At 66.4% G+C, this 15,689-nt stretch carries 14 protein-coding genes; 7 read left to right on the plus strand and 7 right to left on the minus strand.

The window, feature by feature from the left end; all coding sequences use genetic code 11:
* Window positions 1-13: 13 nt before the first annotated feature.
* A complete protein-coding gene (locus ACFPME_RS16180; protein ID WP_377306702.1) occupies window positions 14-1,972 on the plus strand; it encodes an alpha/beta hydrolase family protein in 1,959 nt (652 codons plus the stop codon).
* 102 nt (window positions 1,973-2,074) lie between these two features.
* Here ACFPME_RS16180 and ACFPME_RS16185 read toward each other — a convergent pair whose 3' ends face one another.
* From ACFPME_RS16185 to ACFPME_RS16200, 4 genes are all read right to left on the minus strand, one after another.
* Window positions 2,075-2,578 (minus strand): TPM domain-containing protein, encoded by a 504-nt coding sequence (locus ACFPME_RS16185; RefSeq protein ID WP_377306703.1) that lies wholly within the window; start codon window positions 2,576-2,578, stop codon window positions 2,075-2,077.
* Window positions 2,578-3,462: a TPM domain-containing protein gene (locus ACFPME_RS16190; RefSeq protein WP_377306705.1), complete on the minus strand. Its 885-nt coding sequence runs from the start codon at window positions 3,460-3,462 to the stop codon at window positions 2,578-2,580. The genes ACFPME_RS16185 and ACFPME_RS16190 overlap by 1 nt, the downstream gene beginning before the upstream one ends.
* Before the next feature lie 2 nt (window positions 3,463-3,464).
* Window positions 3,465-4,085, minus strand: coding sequence for a LemA family protein (locus ACFPME_RS16195; RefSeq protein ID WP_377306706.1), 621 nt, complete (start codon window positions 4,083-4,085; stop codon window positions 3,465-3,467).
* Window positions 4,086-4,168: 83 nt separating this feature from the next.
* Complete coding sequence (locus tag ACFPME_RS16200) at window positions 4,169-4,543, minus strand: diacylglycerol kinase (protein WP_377306707.1); 375 nt, start codon at window positions 4,541-4,543, stop codon at window positions 4,169-4,171.
* Window positions 4,544-4,911: 368 nt separating this feature from the next.
* On the opposite strand from ACFPME_RS16200, the gene ACFPME_RS16205 reads away from it, so the two are divergent.
* The 6 genes from ACFPME_RS16205 to ACFPME_RS16230 all read left to right on the plus strand — a co-directional run bounded on the left by ACFPME_RS16205 (window position 4,912) and on the right by ACFPME_RS16230 (window position 12,644).
* Window positions 4,912-6,510, plus strand: a complete 1,599-nt coding sequence (locus ACFPME_RS16205) for a peptide MFS transporter (RefSeq protein ID WP_377306708.1) — start codon at window positions 4,912-4,914, stop codon at window positions 6,508-6,510.
* 66 nt (window positions 6,511-6,576) lie between these two features.
* Window positions 6,577-7,851, plus strand: coding sequence for an ATP-binding protein (locus ACFPME_RS16210; protein WP_377306800.1), 1,275 nt, complete (start codon window positions 6,577-6,579; stop codon window positions 7,849-7,851).
* A gap of 78 nt (window positions 7,852-7,929) precedes the next feature.
* Window positions 7,930-8,511, plus strand: a complete 582-nt coding sequence (locus ACFPME_RS16215; protein ID WP_377306709.1) for a response regulator transcription factor — start codon at window positions 7,930-7,932, stop codon at window positions 8,509-8,511.
* Between the two features lie 240 nt (window positions 8,512-8,751).
* Complete coding sequence (locus ACFPME_RS16220) at window positions 8,752-11,010, plus strand: TonB-dependent receptor (protein WP_377306710.1); 2,259 nt, start codon at window positions 8,752-8,754, stop codon at window positions 11,008-11,010.
* 9 nt (window positions 11,011-11,019) lie between these two features.
* The gene (locus ACFPME_RS16225; RefSeq protein WP_377306711.1) at window positions 11,020-12,186 is read left to right on the plus strand and encodes a sialidase family protein; all 1,167 of its coding nucleotides are present in this window, start codon (window positions 11,020-11,022) and stop codon (window positions 12,184-12,186) included.
* An 8-nt stretch (window positions 12,187-12,194) separates the two neighbouring features.
* Entirely contained in the window at window positions 12,195-12,644 is a 450-nt protein-coding gene (locus ACFPME_RS16230) for a thioredoxin domain-containing protein (RefSeq protein WP_377306712.1), read from the plus strand.
* Between the two features lie 4 nt (window positions 12,645-12,648).
* Here ACFPME_RS16230 and ACFPME_RS16235 read toward each other — a convergent pair whose 3' ends face one another.
* From ACFPME_RS16235 to ACFPME_RS16245, 3 genes are read right to left on the minus strand one after another with little or no spacing between them, the layout of a single operon-like run.
* Window positions 12,649-13,701 (minus strand): isoaspartyl peptidase/L-asparaginase family protein, encoded by a 1,053-nt coding sequence (locus ACFPME_RS16235; protein WP_377306713.1) that lies wholly within the window; start codon window positions 13,699-13,701, stop codon window positions 12,649-12,651.
* A gap of 46 nt (window positions 13,702-13,747) precedes the next feature.
* A complete protein-coding gene (locus tag ACFPME_RS16240; protein WP_377306714.1) occupies window positions 13,748-15,304 on the minus strand; it encodes a M56 family metallopeptidase in 1,557 nt (518 codons plus the stop codon).
* A complete protein-coding gene (locus ACFPME_RS16245) occupies window positions 15,291-15,662 on the minus strand; it encodes a BlaI/MecI/CopY family transcriptional regulator (protein WP_377306715.1) in 372 nt (123 codons plus the stop codon). The genes ACFPME_RS16240 and ACFPME_RS16245 overlap by 14 nt, the downstream gene beginning before the upstream one ends.
* Between the last annotated feature and the right edge of the window lie 27 nt (window positions 15,663-15,689).

Consider the following 15,689-nt stretch of genomic DNA (forward strand, 5'->3'; position numbering starts at 1 on the left):
AGGGGGAAGTCCGATGTCCTACCGTATTGCACGGACCGCGCTGTCCGCTGCCTGCCTGTTGTTGCCTGCCGCTGCGGCAGCGGCCGATCTGGTTCCGGTGGAAAATTTCGCACGCCATCCGCTGTTGACGATGCCGCGGCTCTCGCCGAATGGGCAGTACCTCGCCGTGAACATGAATGATCCCGGCGGCGATTCGCACATGCTGGCCGTCTACAAAGTGGACGAGATGAAGCAGCCGGTGAGCATGTTGCGCCTGCCGAAGTACGAGATTGCCGCCGATATCACCTGGGTCAGCAATACCCGGCTGGTAGTGGACAAGGGCAAGGTGTACGGCTCGATCGACAAGCCTTTCCTGACCGGTGAAGTCATCGCCACCGATCTGGACGGCAAGAACCAGGACTATCTCTACGGCCGCGACAGCCTGAGGTACGGCACGCGCGCCGCAACGCGAGGCACCGACCGCGGCTGGGGCTTCGTCGAGAGCAAGCCGCTGCCCACCAATGGCCATTTCTACATGGGCACACAGAGTTGGGAGAACAACGATACCAGCACGCTGTACGACGTTGACGCGGGCAAGAACACCCGTCATCTGATCGGCCAGATCAACGTCGGCGGCATGAGCTTCATGGTCGGCGCCGATGGCAAGGCCCACTTTGCCTACGGCCGCAACGACAACTACGACTACGTGGTCTACAACCAACAGGCAGCCGGCTGGGCCAAGATGACGCCAGCCCAGGTTGGCGGAAGCTTCACACCGATCTTTTTCACCCCGGACAAACAAGGCATCTACGCTGAGTACAACGCTGATGGTGGACCCACTGCGCTGGTGGAACAGGACGAGGACGGTGGCAACCGCAAGGTGCTCGCCAGCGACAGCTTCAGCAGCATCGGCGACATCCAATGGACAGCCTTGCCGTATCAGCCGTTCGCCACGGCGCCGGCAACCGGCGTGCCCCAGGTCAGTTACCTCGATCCGAACCTGCCCATGGCGAAACTGCATCGCGCGTTGAGCCTGAAATTTCCCGGCAACTACGTCCGCTTCATCGACTTCAGCGAGGATGGCGGCAAGGTGCTGTTCGAGGTCAGCAGTGACCGCGATCCGGGCACCTACTACCTGATCGATACGCACAACTACAAAGTGTTCAAGCTGTTCGCCACGGCGCCGTGGATCGATCCGGCCAGGATGGCCGAGCGTCGTCCGCTGCGCTTCAAGGCCAGCGACGGCATGGAGCTGGAGGCGATCCTGACGATTCCGAACGGCGCCAGCCCGACCAACCTGCCCATGATCCTGCTGCCGCACGGTGGCCCGATCGGCATACAGGACGACTGGTCCTACGACAACGACGCCCAGTTCCTCGCCAGCCGCGGCTATCTCGTGCTGCAGGTGAACTACCGCGGATCCAGCGGTCGCGGCGAGGACTTCAAGGAAGCCGGCTACCTGAAATGGGGCACCCGCATCCAGCAGGATCTGATCGATGGCGTGAAGTGGGCCATCGCGGAGAAGTATGCCGACCCGCAGCGCGTCTGCGTCTATGGCGGCAGCTTCGGCGGCTACTCGGCGATGATGACCACGATCCGTGCGCCGGGCATGTTCAAGTGCGCGGTCGGCTATGCCGGCATCTACGACCTGGCCATGATGTACAAGAAGGGCGACATCCAGGAGAACAAGTCCGGCCGCAGCTATCTGAATACGGTCATCGGCAAGAACGACGCCGACCTCGCCGCCAATTCACCGGACAAGCTGGCCGACAAGATCGGCGTGCCCGTGTTGTTGGTCCATGGCGAAGACGACAAGCGCGCACCGTTCGCCCAGGCCAAAGCCATGCGTGCGGCACTCGATGCCGCGCACAAGCCCTACGAGTGGCTGAGCAAGCCGGGTGAGGGCCATGGCTTCTACGACGAGAAGAACAACATCGAGTTCTATAACTTGTTGCAGGCGTTCCTGGAAAAGCACATCGGCAAAGGCGCGTAAGCCGCGCTCACCGGCGTGAACGAAACGGCCACCCTCGCGGCGGCCGTTTCGTTCCATCTTGCATGGCCCGGCGCCGGGTGCCATCCGCAACAGGCGCGCCATTCAGAGCAGAATGGGGCGATCGCGCAGCTCGTCGTGCCGGGGTGAACCACCATCGGGAAAATGTCGCCGCAACAGCTCGTTCGCGGCAGCCACGCCGGCAAGGCTGCCGGCACGCCATTCCCCGCGGGCATAGCATTGGCGCATGTGTGCACAGATCGCATCCCATTCGCCTGCCGCCACTTTCGCGGCAATGCCGCGGTCGGCGACGATCTCGATGCGCCGCTCCGCCATCAACACATAGAACAGCACGCCGCTGTTGCACTCCGTATCCCATACCCGCAGCTGGCCGAACACCTGCTGCGCGCGTGCGGTAGCGTCGAGCCCATCGAGCACCTCCAGCGGCGACAGCCGCGATTCGATCGCGAAGCAGATCTCGCCCCGATGGATGCGCTCGCCAGCGGCCACCGCCGCAGCGATGTCGTCCAGCAACGCTGCAGGAAAGCGCCGGGACAACTGGAACCAGCCACCAAACAGATTCGCCAGCAATCGCCGCGTGCGCTTCATCACCAACTCCCCGACGAACCGCCGCCACCGAAACTGCCACCGCCGCCGCTGAAACCGCCGCCGCCCGAGCTTCCGCCACCGCCACCCCAGCCGCCGCCACCGAAGCCACCGAAGCCACCCCAGCCACCGCCGCCGATCGAACGTCCGGCGCCACCGGGCAACAGCATCAACACACCACCGATCAGCGCACCGAACAGTCCCGCCCCCATCGATACAAGCACCCACAGCAGGCCGCCGACGAGCGCGGCGCCCACGGGTGCACGCAACCACGGTCGGGCGCGGCCAAACACGCTGCGCAGGAACAGTGCCGCGAACACGCCGATCACCAGACTGTTCTGCAATCCCGGGCCGGAACGCTCATCGGCTGGCGAACCTTGCACGGGCGGCGGCAACGGTTCGCCATTGATCAGCAGGGTCAGTGCGCCAACCGCATCGCTGATGCCGCCGAAATAATCGTTGCCCCGGAACTTTGGCGCGATGTATTCGCGGATGATCCGCGCGGTGGCCGCATCGGGAATCGCGCCCTCGAGGCCGTAACCGATTTCGATGCGCACGCGATGGTCATCCTTCGCGATCAGCAGCAACACGCCGTCATCGGTACCCTTGCGGCCGACCTTGTTCGCCTCGGCCACCGCCAGCGAATAGCTTTCGATGTCCTGCCCGGCCGTGCTGCCAACCATCAGCACGACGAGTTGCGCGCCCTTGGCTTTTTCCAGCGCAACCAGTTGGGTCTCCAGCTGGTCGACCTGCTGTGCCGTGAGCGTGCCGGTCAGGTCGGTGACGTGGCGGGTCAGCTTCGGTACTGCATCGGCCGCATGCAGCAAGGCCGGCGACAGCAAGGCCATCGCCAGCATCAGCCACAGCCGCGGCAGGCGCCGGAACATGGTCAGCGCGACGAGGCGGCGGGCGCCGGCGCCCCGGCGCCGAAGTCGACGGTGGGCGCGGTGGAGATCGTCTTCTCGTTGTCCACGCTGAAGTTCGGCTTGACCTTGTAGCCGAAGATCTTCGCGGTCAGGTTGTTTGGAAAAGTACGGATCATCCCGTTGTATGCCTGCACCGACTGCACATAGCGGTTGCGCGCCACGGTGACCCGGTTCTCGGTGCCTTCCAGCTGCGCCTGCAGGTTCTGGAACAGGCCGTCGGCCTTCAGTTGCGGGTAGTTTTCGCTGACCACCATCAGCCGCGACAGCGCGTTGCCCAGTTCGCCCTGCGCGGCCTGGAACTGCTGCAGCTTCTGCGGGTCGTTGAGCGAGTCCGCGTTGACCTGCAGGCTGCCGACCTTGGCGCGCGCATTGGTCACCTCGACGAAGACCTTTTCCTCGTGCTGGGCGTAACCCTTGACCGTGTTGACCAGGTTGGGCACAAGATCCGCGCGTCGCTGGTACTGGTTGAGTACCTCGGACCAGGCCGCCTTGACCGCCTCATCCTGCTTCTGGATGGCGTTGTAACCGCAGCCGGTGAGGCTGGCGGCGAGCAGCAACAGCACGAGATTGCGCAGAAGTTTCATGGGCTCGCTCCGCTCGGGTGGGAAGTCATTCCATCATCCCATGCGAGCCGCCGCAATCGTGTTGCCGCGGAGTGAAGCCCGACTCAGCCGAACAGGCGCGGCCCCAGGATCAGGCCCCAGCTCAACGCCACCATGACCAGCAATACGAACACCGCCGCCGAGCCCATGTCCTTGGCGCGACCAGCCAGCTCATGGAACTCGGGGCTGACCTTGTCGACCACCGCCTCGATGGCCGAATTGAACAGTTCGGCCGAAAGCACCAGCAGCGGAGCCAGGATCAAGGCGAACTTTTCCAGCCCGCCCTGCCCCAGCCACAGCCCCAGCGGCACCAGCACGATCACCAGGCCCGCCTCCAGCCGGAATGAAGCCTCGTGCCGCCAGGCCGCCCGGAACCCCAACATCGACCACCGGAAAGCATTCCACAGCTGCTTCGGACCTCGAAAACCTTCGGCTGCCATCGCGGCGGTCCGCTCAGCCAGCCGCCGGCGACGGCGACCCGCAATGCGCCAGTGCGGCGGGGACGGGCGTGGCCGCAAGGCGGCTCGACGGGGACAGATCGGCGGTCGGCATGATTGGCGAAACTCCCTTCGGACAGGCGGATGCAAGCATTCCATGATGCCACAGGCCCCAACACGGCAAGCGGCCTGGCGATGGCGACGGCAGGGTAAAACGTGGCGCCGACGCTCGCACGCGCGTCGCCATGCCGCAGTGCAGCTACTGCCGGGTGCCGGATGGGTTACCCTTCGACGGTTGTCGTCCGTTCAGGCTCGCCTACCGCAGGCAGTGCCGCGGCGCGTCACGGTTAGAAATCTCGCACGGAAAAAATATGGCCATCCAGAATCCGCCCGTCTCGCAGACGCGCTCCTTCAGCACCGTCTTCCTGATCGAAATGTGGGAGCGCTTCGGCTTCTACGGCATGCAGGTATTGATGGTCACCTTCCTGATGAAGAAGCTCGGCTTCGTCGATACCAAGGCCAACCTCGTCTGGGGCGCGGCCGCGGCGCTGATCTACGCCACGCCGGCGATCGGCGGCTGGGTTGGCGACAAGCTGCTGGGCACGCGGCGCACCATGCTGATCGGCGCGACGGTGCTGGCGATCGGCTACGGCATCCTGTGGATCCCGCCGGAGACGCTGGGCCTGACCGATGGCGGCAGCGGCCTGATGGCGCTGCTGACCCCCGCCAATCTCACCTATTTCGCGCTCGGCGTGATCGTGGTCGGCAACGGCTTCTTCAAGCCCAATGCGGGCAACCTGGTGCGCAAGATCTACGAGGGTGACGACACCCGGATCGACAGTGCGTTCACCATCTACTACATGGCGGTGAACATCGGCTCGATGATCTCGATGACGCTCACGCCATGGATCCGCGACGTGGTCGCGGCGAAGTACGGCGATTCCCTGGGCTGGCACACCGCGTTCGGCGTCTGCTCCATCGGCCTGATCATCGGCCTGGTCAATTATGTGTTCATGCGTCGCGCACTCGTGCACATCGGCTCGCCGGCGGACGACCTGCCGATGAACCTGGGTCGCGCCCTGCCGGTCTTCGGCGCTGCCTTCCTGATGGTCTTCGTCGTCGCGTTCATTCTCCATAGCGAAGCCGTGGCGAGATTCTGTGTCTACGCCGCCGGCGTGGTGATTCTGGGGGTGTTCGCCCATCTGATCCGCAGCAGCCAGCCCAGCGAGCGGGCCGGCTTGATCGCAGCGCTGGTGCTGACGGTGCAGACGATTTTCTTCTTCATCTTCTACTCGCAGATGGCGACGTCGCTGAACCTGTTCGCACAACACAACGTGGACCTGTCGTTCAATGTATTCGGCGCCCACTTGTTCAACTGGATTCCCGAGCAGTACCAGAACCTCAACGCGATCTGGATCGTCGTCCTGAGCCCCGTGCTGGTGCTCGCCTACAACGCGCTTGGCCGGGTCGGCAAGGATCCTTCGATCGCGTTGAAGTTCGCGCTGGGATTCGCCGCGGTCGCCATCGGATTCTTCATGTACGGCGTCGGCGCGCACGCCGCCATCAATGGCCAGGTGTCGTCGTGGACGATGATCTGGGGCTATGGCTGGTACTCGCTGGGCGAGCTGCTGGTCAGCGGGCTCGGCCTGGCGATGATCGCCCGCTACGTGCCGGCCCGCATGGGCGGCTTCATGATGGGTGCGTACTACGTGGCCGTGGGTCTGTCGCAGTACCTCGGCAGCATCGTGGCGAACTATGCGCACATCCCCGACAACATTACCGATCCGGTGGAGTCGCTCACGATCTACGTGAGCCTGTTCGACAAGCTCGGCTTTGTCGGCATCGCCTGCGTGGTGATCGCGCTGGCCATGCTGCCGCTGATGAACAAGCTGTCGGCCAGCCATTCCGATGCTGCGACCAACCACACTCCGCTGCCCGCCGTGCGCAGCGAGGAATTCAACAACCCGTGAGTCCGCGGGGATCCGCCGCCAGCGGCGGCGGGTTTCCACAGGCCTCCTGATCAGCCCATGACCGCGATGCCCCATCGCAGCAGCAGCCGCATCGGCCCGTTCGCGCTGACTCGCACGTTGGCCTGGCTGCGCCTGTGCGCCATCGCGGGGCAGAGCGTCGCCGTGCTGGTGTGCGCGTGGTGGATGCAGCTGGAGATTCCGCTGCTGCCGCTGCTGCTGGGCATCGGCCTGCTCGCGGTGTTCTCCGTGTTCGCCGCCTGGCGCTTGCGCCAACCGTGGCCATTGCGCGAGTGGGAGACGGTCGGGCACATTGCCGCCGACACGCTGGTGCTCGGCTACCTGCTTTATTTCACCGGCGGTGCCAGCAACCCTTTCATCACCCTGCTGCTGGTGCCGATCGCACTCAGCGCGGCGGCATTGTCGGCGCGTGCGATTCTGGCCGTGGCGGCATTGGCCGGCATCGCGTACGTGATCCTGTTGTATTGGCAGGTACCGCTGCCGATGCCCGCGCACGGCGGCCCCCCCGGCCGCTTCTCGCTGCACGTCGCCGGCATGGGCGTGAACTTCGTGATCAGTGCGCTGCTGCTGGGCTTCTTCATCAATCGGCTGGCTTACGCCTTGCGCGCACAGCAGCTCGAAGTGCAGCGCGTGCGCGAGCGGGCGCTGCGCGACGAGGGCATCCTGGCGATCGCCACCCAGGCCGCCGGTGCCGCCCATGAACTCAACACGCCGCTGTCGACCATGCGCACCCTGCTGCCGGAACTGCGCCGGGAGCATGCCGGCGACATTTCGCTGGCTGAAGACCTGGAATTGCTGGAAGGCCAGGTGGACCGCTGCCGCACGATCCTTCGGGAAATGGTCGCCTTCGGCAAGGCGCAGCTGTCGCAAGAGCCGGAACGGCTCAGCGTGGCGCAGTTCATTCACGGCTGCCTGGAACGCTTCCAGCTGTTGCGTCCCGAAGCCGAGCTGACCCTGGAGCTGGACGATGCCACCGCCCGAACCGTGCTGCGCACGCCGCCAGGGCTGCGCCACGCGCTGCTCAACCTGCTCAACAACGCCGTCGATGCGTCGGCCGCCAACCATTCGCGGACGGTGACGCTGCGGGTGTCTGTCGATGGCGGCTGGCTGCAGCTGAGCGTGCAGGACCACGGACCTGGCTTTGACGCCACCGGCGAGCTGACCCTGCTGGGCTATTCGCAGAAGCCGGCCGGGCTGGGCATCGGCCTGGCCCTGGCCGAAGCCACCGCCGAACGGCTGAACGGCGAGCTGATTGCCGGCAATACCGGACACGGCGCGGAAGTGCGCCTGCGTCTGCCGCTGGCGGTGATTGCCGAAAAATAGTCCGCTCGATCCTGCCCGCGTGCAAGCGCCCGCGCTTCCGGCAAGAATGGGCATTGCCCCGCTCGAGGAAACCCCGCCATGACCGATTCGCCCCACGCCGCCGCACGCCCGCTCCTGCTGGTCGACGACGATGCCACGTTTCTGCGCGTTCTGGCGCGTGCGCTCGGCTCGCGTGGTTTCGAGGTCATAACCGCCACCAGTTTCGACGAAGCGCGCATGCTGACGCGCCGGCATCAGCCGCGCTACTGCGTGCTCGACCTGAAGCTGGGCGAGGACAACGGCCTGCGCCTGATTCCCGAATTGCACTCGCTGGTACCGGACCTGCGCGTGCTGCTGCTGACCGGCTACGCTTCGATCGCCACGGCGGTGGAGGCCATCAAGCGTGGCGCCCACGACTACCTGGCCAAGCCGGTCGATGCCGACGCCGTCGTGCGCGCCTTGCTCGATAGCGACAACGATATCGAAGACAACGACCCGCCGGATGCTCCCGAGCAGCCGCTGGCGCTGCGCCGTCTGGAGTGGGAACACATCCAGCGCGTGCTCACCGAATGCGACGGCAACATCTCCGAGACCGCCCGCCGCCTCGGCATGCATCGCCGCACCCTGCAGCGCAAGCTGAGCAAGCATCCGGTACGCGAGCGCCCCGACCGCGAAGAATGACCGGGCAGGAGTGAGGGAAGAGCAGTGAGGAGTGAGAGGGGGCGTGCTCATCCCTGACTCCGACGCGAGCCGTTGCTCTCTCTCACTCCTCACTGCTCTCCACTCACTTCTCGCTCCACCCGGGCACCTTTCGGCGCGCCGGCGCATCCCATCGCCGCCCCCGCTGCGACAACGCGCCATCTGTCGCGTGCACGACAGCGGACTATCCTTGCAACCCTAGACCCCCATCCAGAGTGTCGCTTGAACGCCCTCCCGCTCGGCCTTTGCGCAGTCGTACTCGCGGTCTCCGCCGGCCCGCTGCTGGCCGCCGATGAACCCGCCCCCGCCACCACCACCCTTGCGCCGGTTTCGGTGCACGCCAGCGACACCATGGTGATGGAGACGCCCAGCGTGCAGGTGCGCATCGACCGGCAGAAGTTGCAGCAGCAGAACGTCACCGAAAGCGCCGACGCGCTGAAATACGCGCCGAACATGATGGTGCGCAAGCGCTACATCGGCGATCCGAACGCGGTGATCAGCGGCCGCAACGCCGGCACCCTGCAGAGCGCGCGCAGCCTGGTCTATGCCGACGGCCTGCTGCTCTCCAACCTGATGACCAACGGCTGGGACGGCGCGCCGCGCTGGGGCATGGTGGCAGCCGAGGAAATCGGCGCCGTCGACATCCTGTACGGGCCCTATTCCGCGCTGTACCCGGGCAACTCGCTGGGCAGCACCGTGCTGGTCCACACCGTGCTGCCGCAGCAGCTGACGGCCAGCATGAGCACCCAGTTCTTCAGCCAGGATTATCGCGACGCCTACGGCGCCGGCGGCCACTACAACGGCTACCAGGCCGTCGCCACGCTGGGCGACAAGCAGGGCCGCTTCAGCTGGCTGCTGGAATTCAGCCGGCTCGACAATCACGGCCAGCCGATGCAGTACGCCACCGCGAAGGCCGGCCGCGACGCGGCCGCGGCGGTGCCGGTCAGCGGCGCCGTGCCGGATCGCAACCCGAACGGCTCGCCGCGGCTGGTGTACGGCGCGAACAGCATCGAACACACGGTGCAGGACCAGGCGAAGCTGAAGATCGGCGTGGACATCAACGAACAGGTTGCCGCGCTGTTCACCGTCGGCTGGTGGCACAACCGCGCCGAGGACCGCACCCGCAGCCTGATCCGCGACGCCGATGGACAACCGGTCGCCGGCGGCGTGATCAGCGCAGCCGGGCAGACCTGGACCCTGCCGGCCAGCGGCCTGGCACCTTCTTCAGCCAGCGACACCCACCTGCTCTACGGCGTCGAGTTGAACGGCCACCTCGACAACGGCTGGCGCTGGACCGCGGTGACCAGCCACTACGACTTCCTGCATTCGCAGGCCGCCACCGCCAACCTGGCCGAACCCGGCGCGCCCAGCGGTGGCCCCGGCACGATCGCCGACAAGGCCGGTTCCGGCTGGGACACTTTCGACCTGCGCAGCTCCGGTCCGCTCGGCGATCGTCACATGCTGTACGCCGGCGTGCACGGCGACCGCTACGTGCTGGACAGCCGTGTGCGCAACGCCGGCGACTGGCGCGGCGATGCCGACGGCGCGCAGGTCAGCGCGTTCGCCGGCCGCACGCAGACCCGCGCGCTGTACCTGCAGGACGTGTGGAGCTTCGCCGACGCCTGGGCGCTGACCCTGGGCGGCCGGCTGGAACAGTGGCGCGCCTACGGCGGCCTGCGCGCGAACGCGGTCGACACATTGCACTACGCTGACCGCCGGCGTACCGACTTCTCGCCCAAGGCGGCGCTGAGCTGGGACCTCGCCGACGGCTGGGAACTGCGCCTGGCCCACGGCAAGGCGGTGCGCTATCCCACCGTGACCGAGCTGTTCCAGGGCAGCCTGTCGGCCAACGCGATCGTCAACAACAACCCCGACCTCAAGCCCGAGACCGACGAGTCCACCGACCTCACCCTGACCCGCCACCTCGACCACGGCCGCTGGCGCGTCTCGCTGTACCAGGACCGCATCGCCGACTCGCTGTACTCGCAGGCCGACATCACCGTCACCCCCACCGTCACCAGCGTGCAGAACATCGACAGGATGCGCAGCCGCGGGATCGAGGGCGAGATCAATCTCACCGACCTCTGGCTGGACGGCCTCGACCTGCAAGCCAGCCTCGCCTTCAACCATGCGAAGACGCTGCAGGATCGCCAGTACCCGCTCGCCAACGGCAAGACCTTCCCGCGCATCCCGAAAATCCGCGCCAGCGTGTTCGCCGACTATCGCTTCGCGCCGCAGTGGGACGCCTCGCTTGGCATCCGCCACTCCGGCCGCCAGTACGGCACGCTGGACAACAGCGACTACGTGGACGGCTACGGGGCGGTGAGCCGCTTCACCGTGGCCGACGCGAAGCTGCGCTGGAACTTTGCGTCGGGCTGGACCGCCGCGCTCGGCGTCGACAACCTCACCGATGAACACTACTGGGTCTACCATCCCTACGCCGGTCGCACCTGGTTCGGCGAGCTGCGCTGGGAGCTGTGAGGAACCGCCATGCGCCACCTGCTGATCGCCCTGTTCTGCCTGCTCTCGCCCGCGCTGCTCGCGCACGACAGCATGCCCATGGAAATGCCCAAGGGCCCCGAGTTGGGTGCCAGCGCGGCATTCGACAGCCATGGGCGGCTGTGGCTGGTGGACGCGGCGGACGGCCATGTGCGATTGCGTCATTCCGACAATGACGGTCGCTCGCTGAGCGCACCGATCGAAGTGAACGCGACCGCCGAACGCATCTACGCCGAAGGCGAGAACCGGCCGAAGATCGCGTTCGGCCCGCGCGACGAGATCTATGTGAGCTGGTCGCAGCCGCGCGCCGAGCCGTGGACCGGCTTCGTGCGCTTCGCCCGCTCGCTGGACCGCGGCGAACACTTCAGCGCCCCCCTCACCGTGCATCACGACCGCGCCGAGATCACCCACCGCTTCGACGCGCTGGCGGTGGATGGCCGTGGCCGTATCGTGGTGGCGTGGATCGACAAGCGCGATCTCGTCGCCGCCACTGCACGACACCAGCCCTATCTCGGCGCCGCCGTGTACTACAGCTGGTCGAACGATGGCGGTGCGAGTTTCGCGTCCGAAAGGAAGCTGATCGACCAGAGCTGTGAATGCTGCCGGACCGCATTGACGCTCACGCCCGGGGGTGAAGTCGCTGCATTTTTCCGCGCGATCTACGGCGACAACATCCGCGACCACGCCTATGCCGTGCTGCATGTGGACGGCCAAACGAGCCGCGCCGAGCGCGCCACTTTCAGCGAATGGCAAATCGCCGGCTGTCCGCACCACGGTCCGGGCCTGGCGATCGGCAGTGATGGCGTTCGCCATGCGGTGTGGTACGAGGCCAAAGGAAAGCCCACGATCTGGTACGGCCAGCTCGACCCCGGCCACGAGCCAAAGCATTTGTTGGCGATCGCCGGCGCGGGCGCCAGCCATGCCGATGTGGCCGTGCATGGACGCAACGTATGGGTCGCGTGGAACCAGGTGAATGCCGAGGGCTACGCCCTGATGCTGCGCCGCTCCACCGACAACGGCGCACACTTCGAAGCCGCCCGCGAGATGGCCCGCAGCCATGGCGCGGTCGCGTCGCCGCAGCTGCTGCTGAAGCAGGACCGCGCGTTCGTCGCCTGGAATACCGCCGGCGGCTTTCAGCTGATCGAGGCGCCGCGATGAGATACCTGATGCTTCTGGCATGGGCCCTGCTGCTCCCCAGCTTGGCCGTGGCGGCTTCCCTGCAGCCGTTGACCGCGGCCGACGTGCCCGCGCTGCTGAAAGCGCCAGCACAGGGCGAGCGGATCATTGCGTTGTGGGCGCTCGATTGCGCTTATTGCGAGCCAAACCTTGACGCGCTGGACAAGCTGCAACGCGCCCATCCACACGCCATCGAGCTGATCATCGTGGCAACCGACAGCATCGGACGGCGCGAAGCGATCGAAGCGCGCCTGCACCACATGGGGATGGACGCCTATCCGGCCCGAGCCTACGCCGAAGCTTCACCCGAACGCATCAACTTCCTGCTCGATCCGCAATGGGGCGGGGAAACGCCGCGCGTACTGGTGATCCGCGCCGATGGAAGCCGGCTGGGCATCAGCGGTGCACTGACCCCGACCGAACTTCAGAAGCTCCTGTAGGAGCTCAGGGTTGCGCGATGCTCTCCGCAGGGGCCGGTTGCGGCAACTCGGCGGTGCCATCATCCTCGTCGCCGTAGAGCGCCACATGCGGCACGCCATCGCCCCCGATCCAGCCACGGTACATGCCATCGGTATTGAACGGGATCGAGATGTGGCCATCGGCATCCAGCGCGATCGCGCCGCCGTTGCCACCCATCGCGGGAATTTCCTGATTGATTACTTCGGCAGCCGCCCGCTTCAGCGGCACGCGCATCTGGGTGACCTTCATGCAGATCTCGTGCGCCGCCACGGTGCGGATGTAGAACTCGCCCCAACCCGTGCCGGAAACCGCACAGCCGCTGTTCGCATAAGTACCCGCGCCGATCAGCGGCGAATCGCCGATGCGGCCCCAGCGCTTGTCGGTCATGCCGCCGGTGGAGGTGCCGGCGGCCAGATGGCCTTGCGCGTCCAGCGCAACCGCGCCCACCGTGCCGAAATGCCTGGCCGTCTCGACGTCCGCATGCGGCTGCTTCGCAGCGTCTTCCTGCAGCGCTTTCTGCAGCTGCTGCCAGCGCTCCCCGGTGCGGAAGTACGACGGATCGACCAGGCGCATGCCGATGCTCTGCGCGAACGCCTCGGCGCCATCGCCGGACAGCATCACATGCGGCGTCCGGTCCATCACCGCGCGCGCCAGCACGATCGGATTCTTGATCCGCCGCACGCCAGCCACCGCGCCGGCGCGCAGCGTATAGCCATCCATGATGGCTGCGTCCAGCTCGTTCCTGCCGTCATGGGTGAACACCGCACCCTTGCCTGCATTGAAGTTCGGATCGTCCTCCAGCACGGTGAGCGCCGCGGTCACCGCATCCAGCGCGCTCTTGCCCGCCTCGAGCCGGGCGTGTCCATCCTGCAATGCCCGCGTCATCGCCGCGCGCACCGCCTTTTCGCGGGCCGGTGTCATGTCGCGTTTGATCACGCCAGCACCGCCGTGTATCACCAAGACGGGCGAGACGGCGGCGTGGCTGATGGAGGCGACACCGAGGGCGGCAAGGGCAAACAACACGTGACGCGGCTTCACTTCGCTCTCCGGATGCGTGACGGGGCGAGTATAGCCAGCCCGTCGATCACTTCGGTTCGAAGCGCACCCGGTTTCCGTCGAACATCGCTTTTGCGCCGTCGATATCGGCAATCAGGTGCATCGCGCGCTCGGCCGGGATCCGGTCGAAATTGAGCGTGACCGGACGATCGTCCAGTGCTTCCGGGTTGACCAGGGTCAGCCCTGCTGCCAGTGCCACCGATACGGCCACCGCGCGTGCGGATTCATTCCGCACTGCCTGGCTGATCAGGCGCGAACGGGCACCGGTGTCGGCTGTCGCGGTACGCGCCGGACAGCCAGCCAGCGGCGTTATGTCAACGGCATAGGCATGCTTGCCGTCATCACCCTTGCCTTCGGCGTGCACGGATTCACCGAGCGCGCCATGCAGCTGGGTACGGGCCACGGGCGCGCCGCCGGCGTGGGTCACTGCCAGATCGATACGCAGCCGGCTTTCTCCCTCGGGCACCGGCGTAGCCTCGACGGTCCAGCCGTGGGTGTCCACCGTGCCGCTCTTGCCGGCTCGCATGCACAAGGCCAGCGTCATCCGCTCGGCATGGCTGGCCGGCGCATCGTCGGTGCCGAGCTCAAGCGTCATGTCCAGTTGGTATTCGCCGACGGCGCCGGAGGCTGCGGCCATTCCTGGACGCGGCCCGGATGGTGCGCTGACGGCATAGACAGCGCCGCCCACGAGACACGCGAGCGTGGCGACCGCGATGCCGCCGATGCGGCGACGAAGACGACCCGGCAAGGGTGATTTCAACATGGCAATGCGCTCCGTGAGTGGATGACGAGGTGACCAAAGGCAACCCACCGGCAAGGAAAACGGCGCCGACTGGGTCTTCAACATCGCACTGGCATAGCTGCGCCGCTGCGTGCCGTGCTCGCGCAGGACAGCGGCATCGCAAGCCAGCTCCTGATCGCGGCGCAGAGCGCCGAGCGCCCACCACGCCAGCGGATGGAACCAGAACAAGGCCACAGCGATCTGCGCCAGCAGACACCACCAGCCGTCGCGCCGGCGCGCATGCATCGCCTCATGGGCCAGGATCAGCGCGCGCTCGCTGGCGTCGTAGCGACGCTCGAAATCGGCGGGCAGCACGATACGCGCCCGCCACGCACCGACCAGCGCCGGTCCCACATCGGCGTAGGCGGCACGCAGCACCGGCCAGCGCGACGGCACGTCAGCCATCGCAATGGAGCCCCGCAGGAGGCAGCGATAGCGCGCCTGCGCCAGTACGGCCCGCCCCAGGCTGATCGCGACACCCGCCAGCCACACCCATGCGGCGCAGCTGCGCCAGCCGATGCTTGCCGACTCACTGACGACAGCGGGCATCGAGCCAATCGCCGAGGCGATCAGGTAAACCAGCGCGGGCAAGGGCGCCCGATCCCCACCGGCGAGATGCGGCAGCTGGCTGGCCAGCATCGCCAGCGGCGGCAGCAGCCACAGCCCGAACGCGCGCTCGGCGCCGAACAGATGACGGGATGCCCTGCGCAGCGCCGCCGCCGCCAGTACCGCCGCGGTGAACGCGAGGAGCAGCATCCAGCCGCGCCCGAGCCAATCGATTCCGGCCCATTCAACGCTGTTCATCGTCGAGCTCCTGCAGCAGTTTGCGCAGTTCGGCGATGTCCTTCTTCGACAACTTGCGCTGCTCGGAGAAGTGCGCGACCAGCGGCGCCACGCGGCCGCCGAACAGACGATCGAGCAGGCCCTTGCTTTGCTGCTGCACGTACTGCTCGCGCTTCAGCAGCGGCGTGTAGAGATAGCGGCGGCCGTCGCGCTCGGCGTGCACCGCCTTCTTGCGCAGCAGGCGGTTGAGCAGGGACTTCACCGTGCCTTCCTGCCATGCCTGCGCGGGCCCGACTTCGGCGAGGATCTCCTCGGCCGTGCGTGGCGATTCGCGCCAGAGCACATCCATCACCACGGCTTCGGCTTCGCTGATCGTCATGGGTCATCGTTTACGCGTGTAAGTGAA

It is taken from the genome of Rhodanobacter umsongensis (assembly GCF_042654965.1).
GTDB lineage: Bacteria > Pseudomonadota > Gammaproteobacteria > Xanthomonadales > Rhodanobacteraceae > Rhodanobacter > Rhodanobacter umsongensis.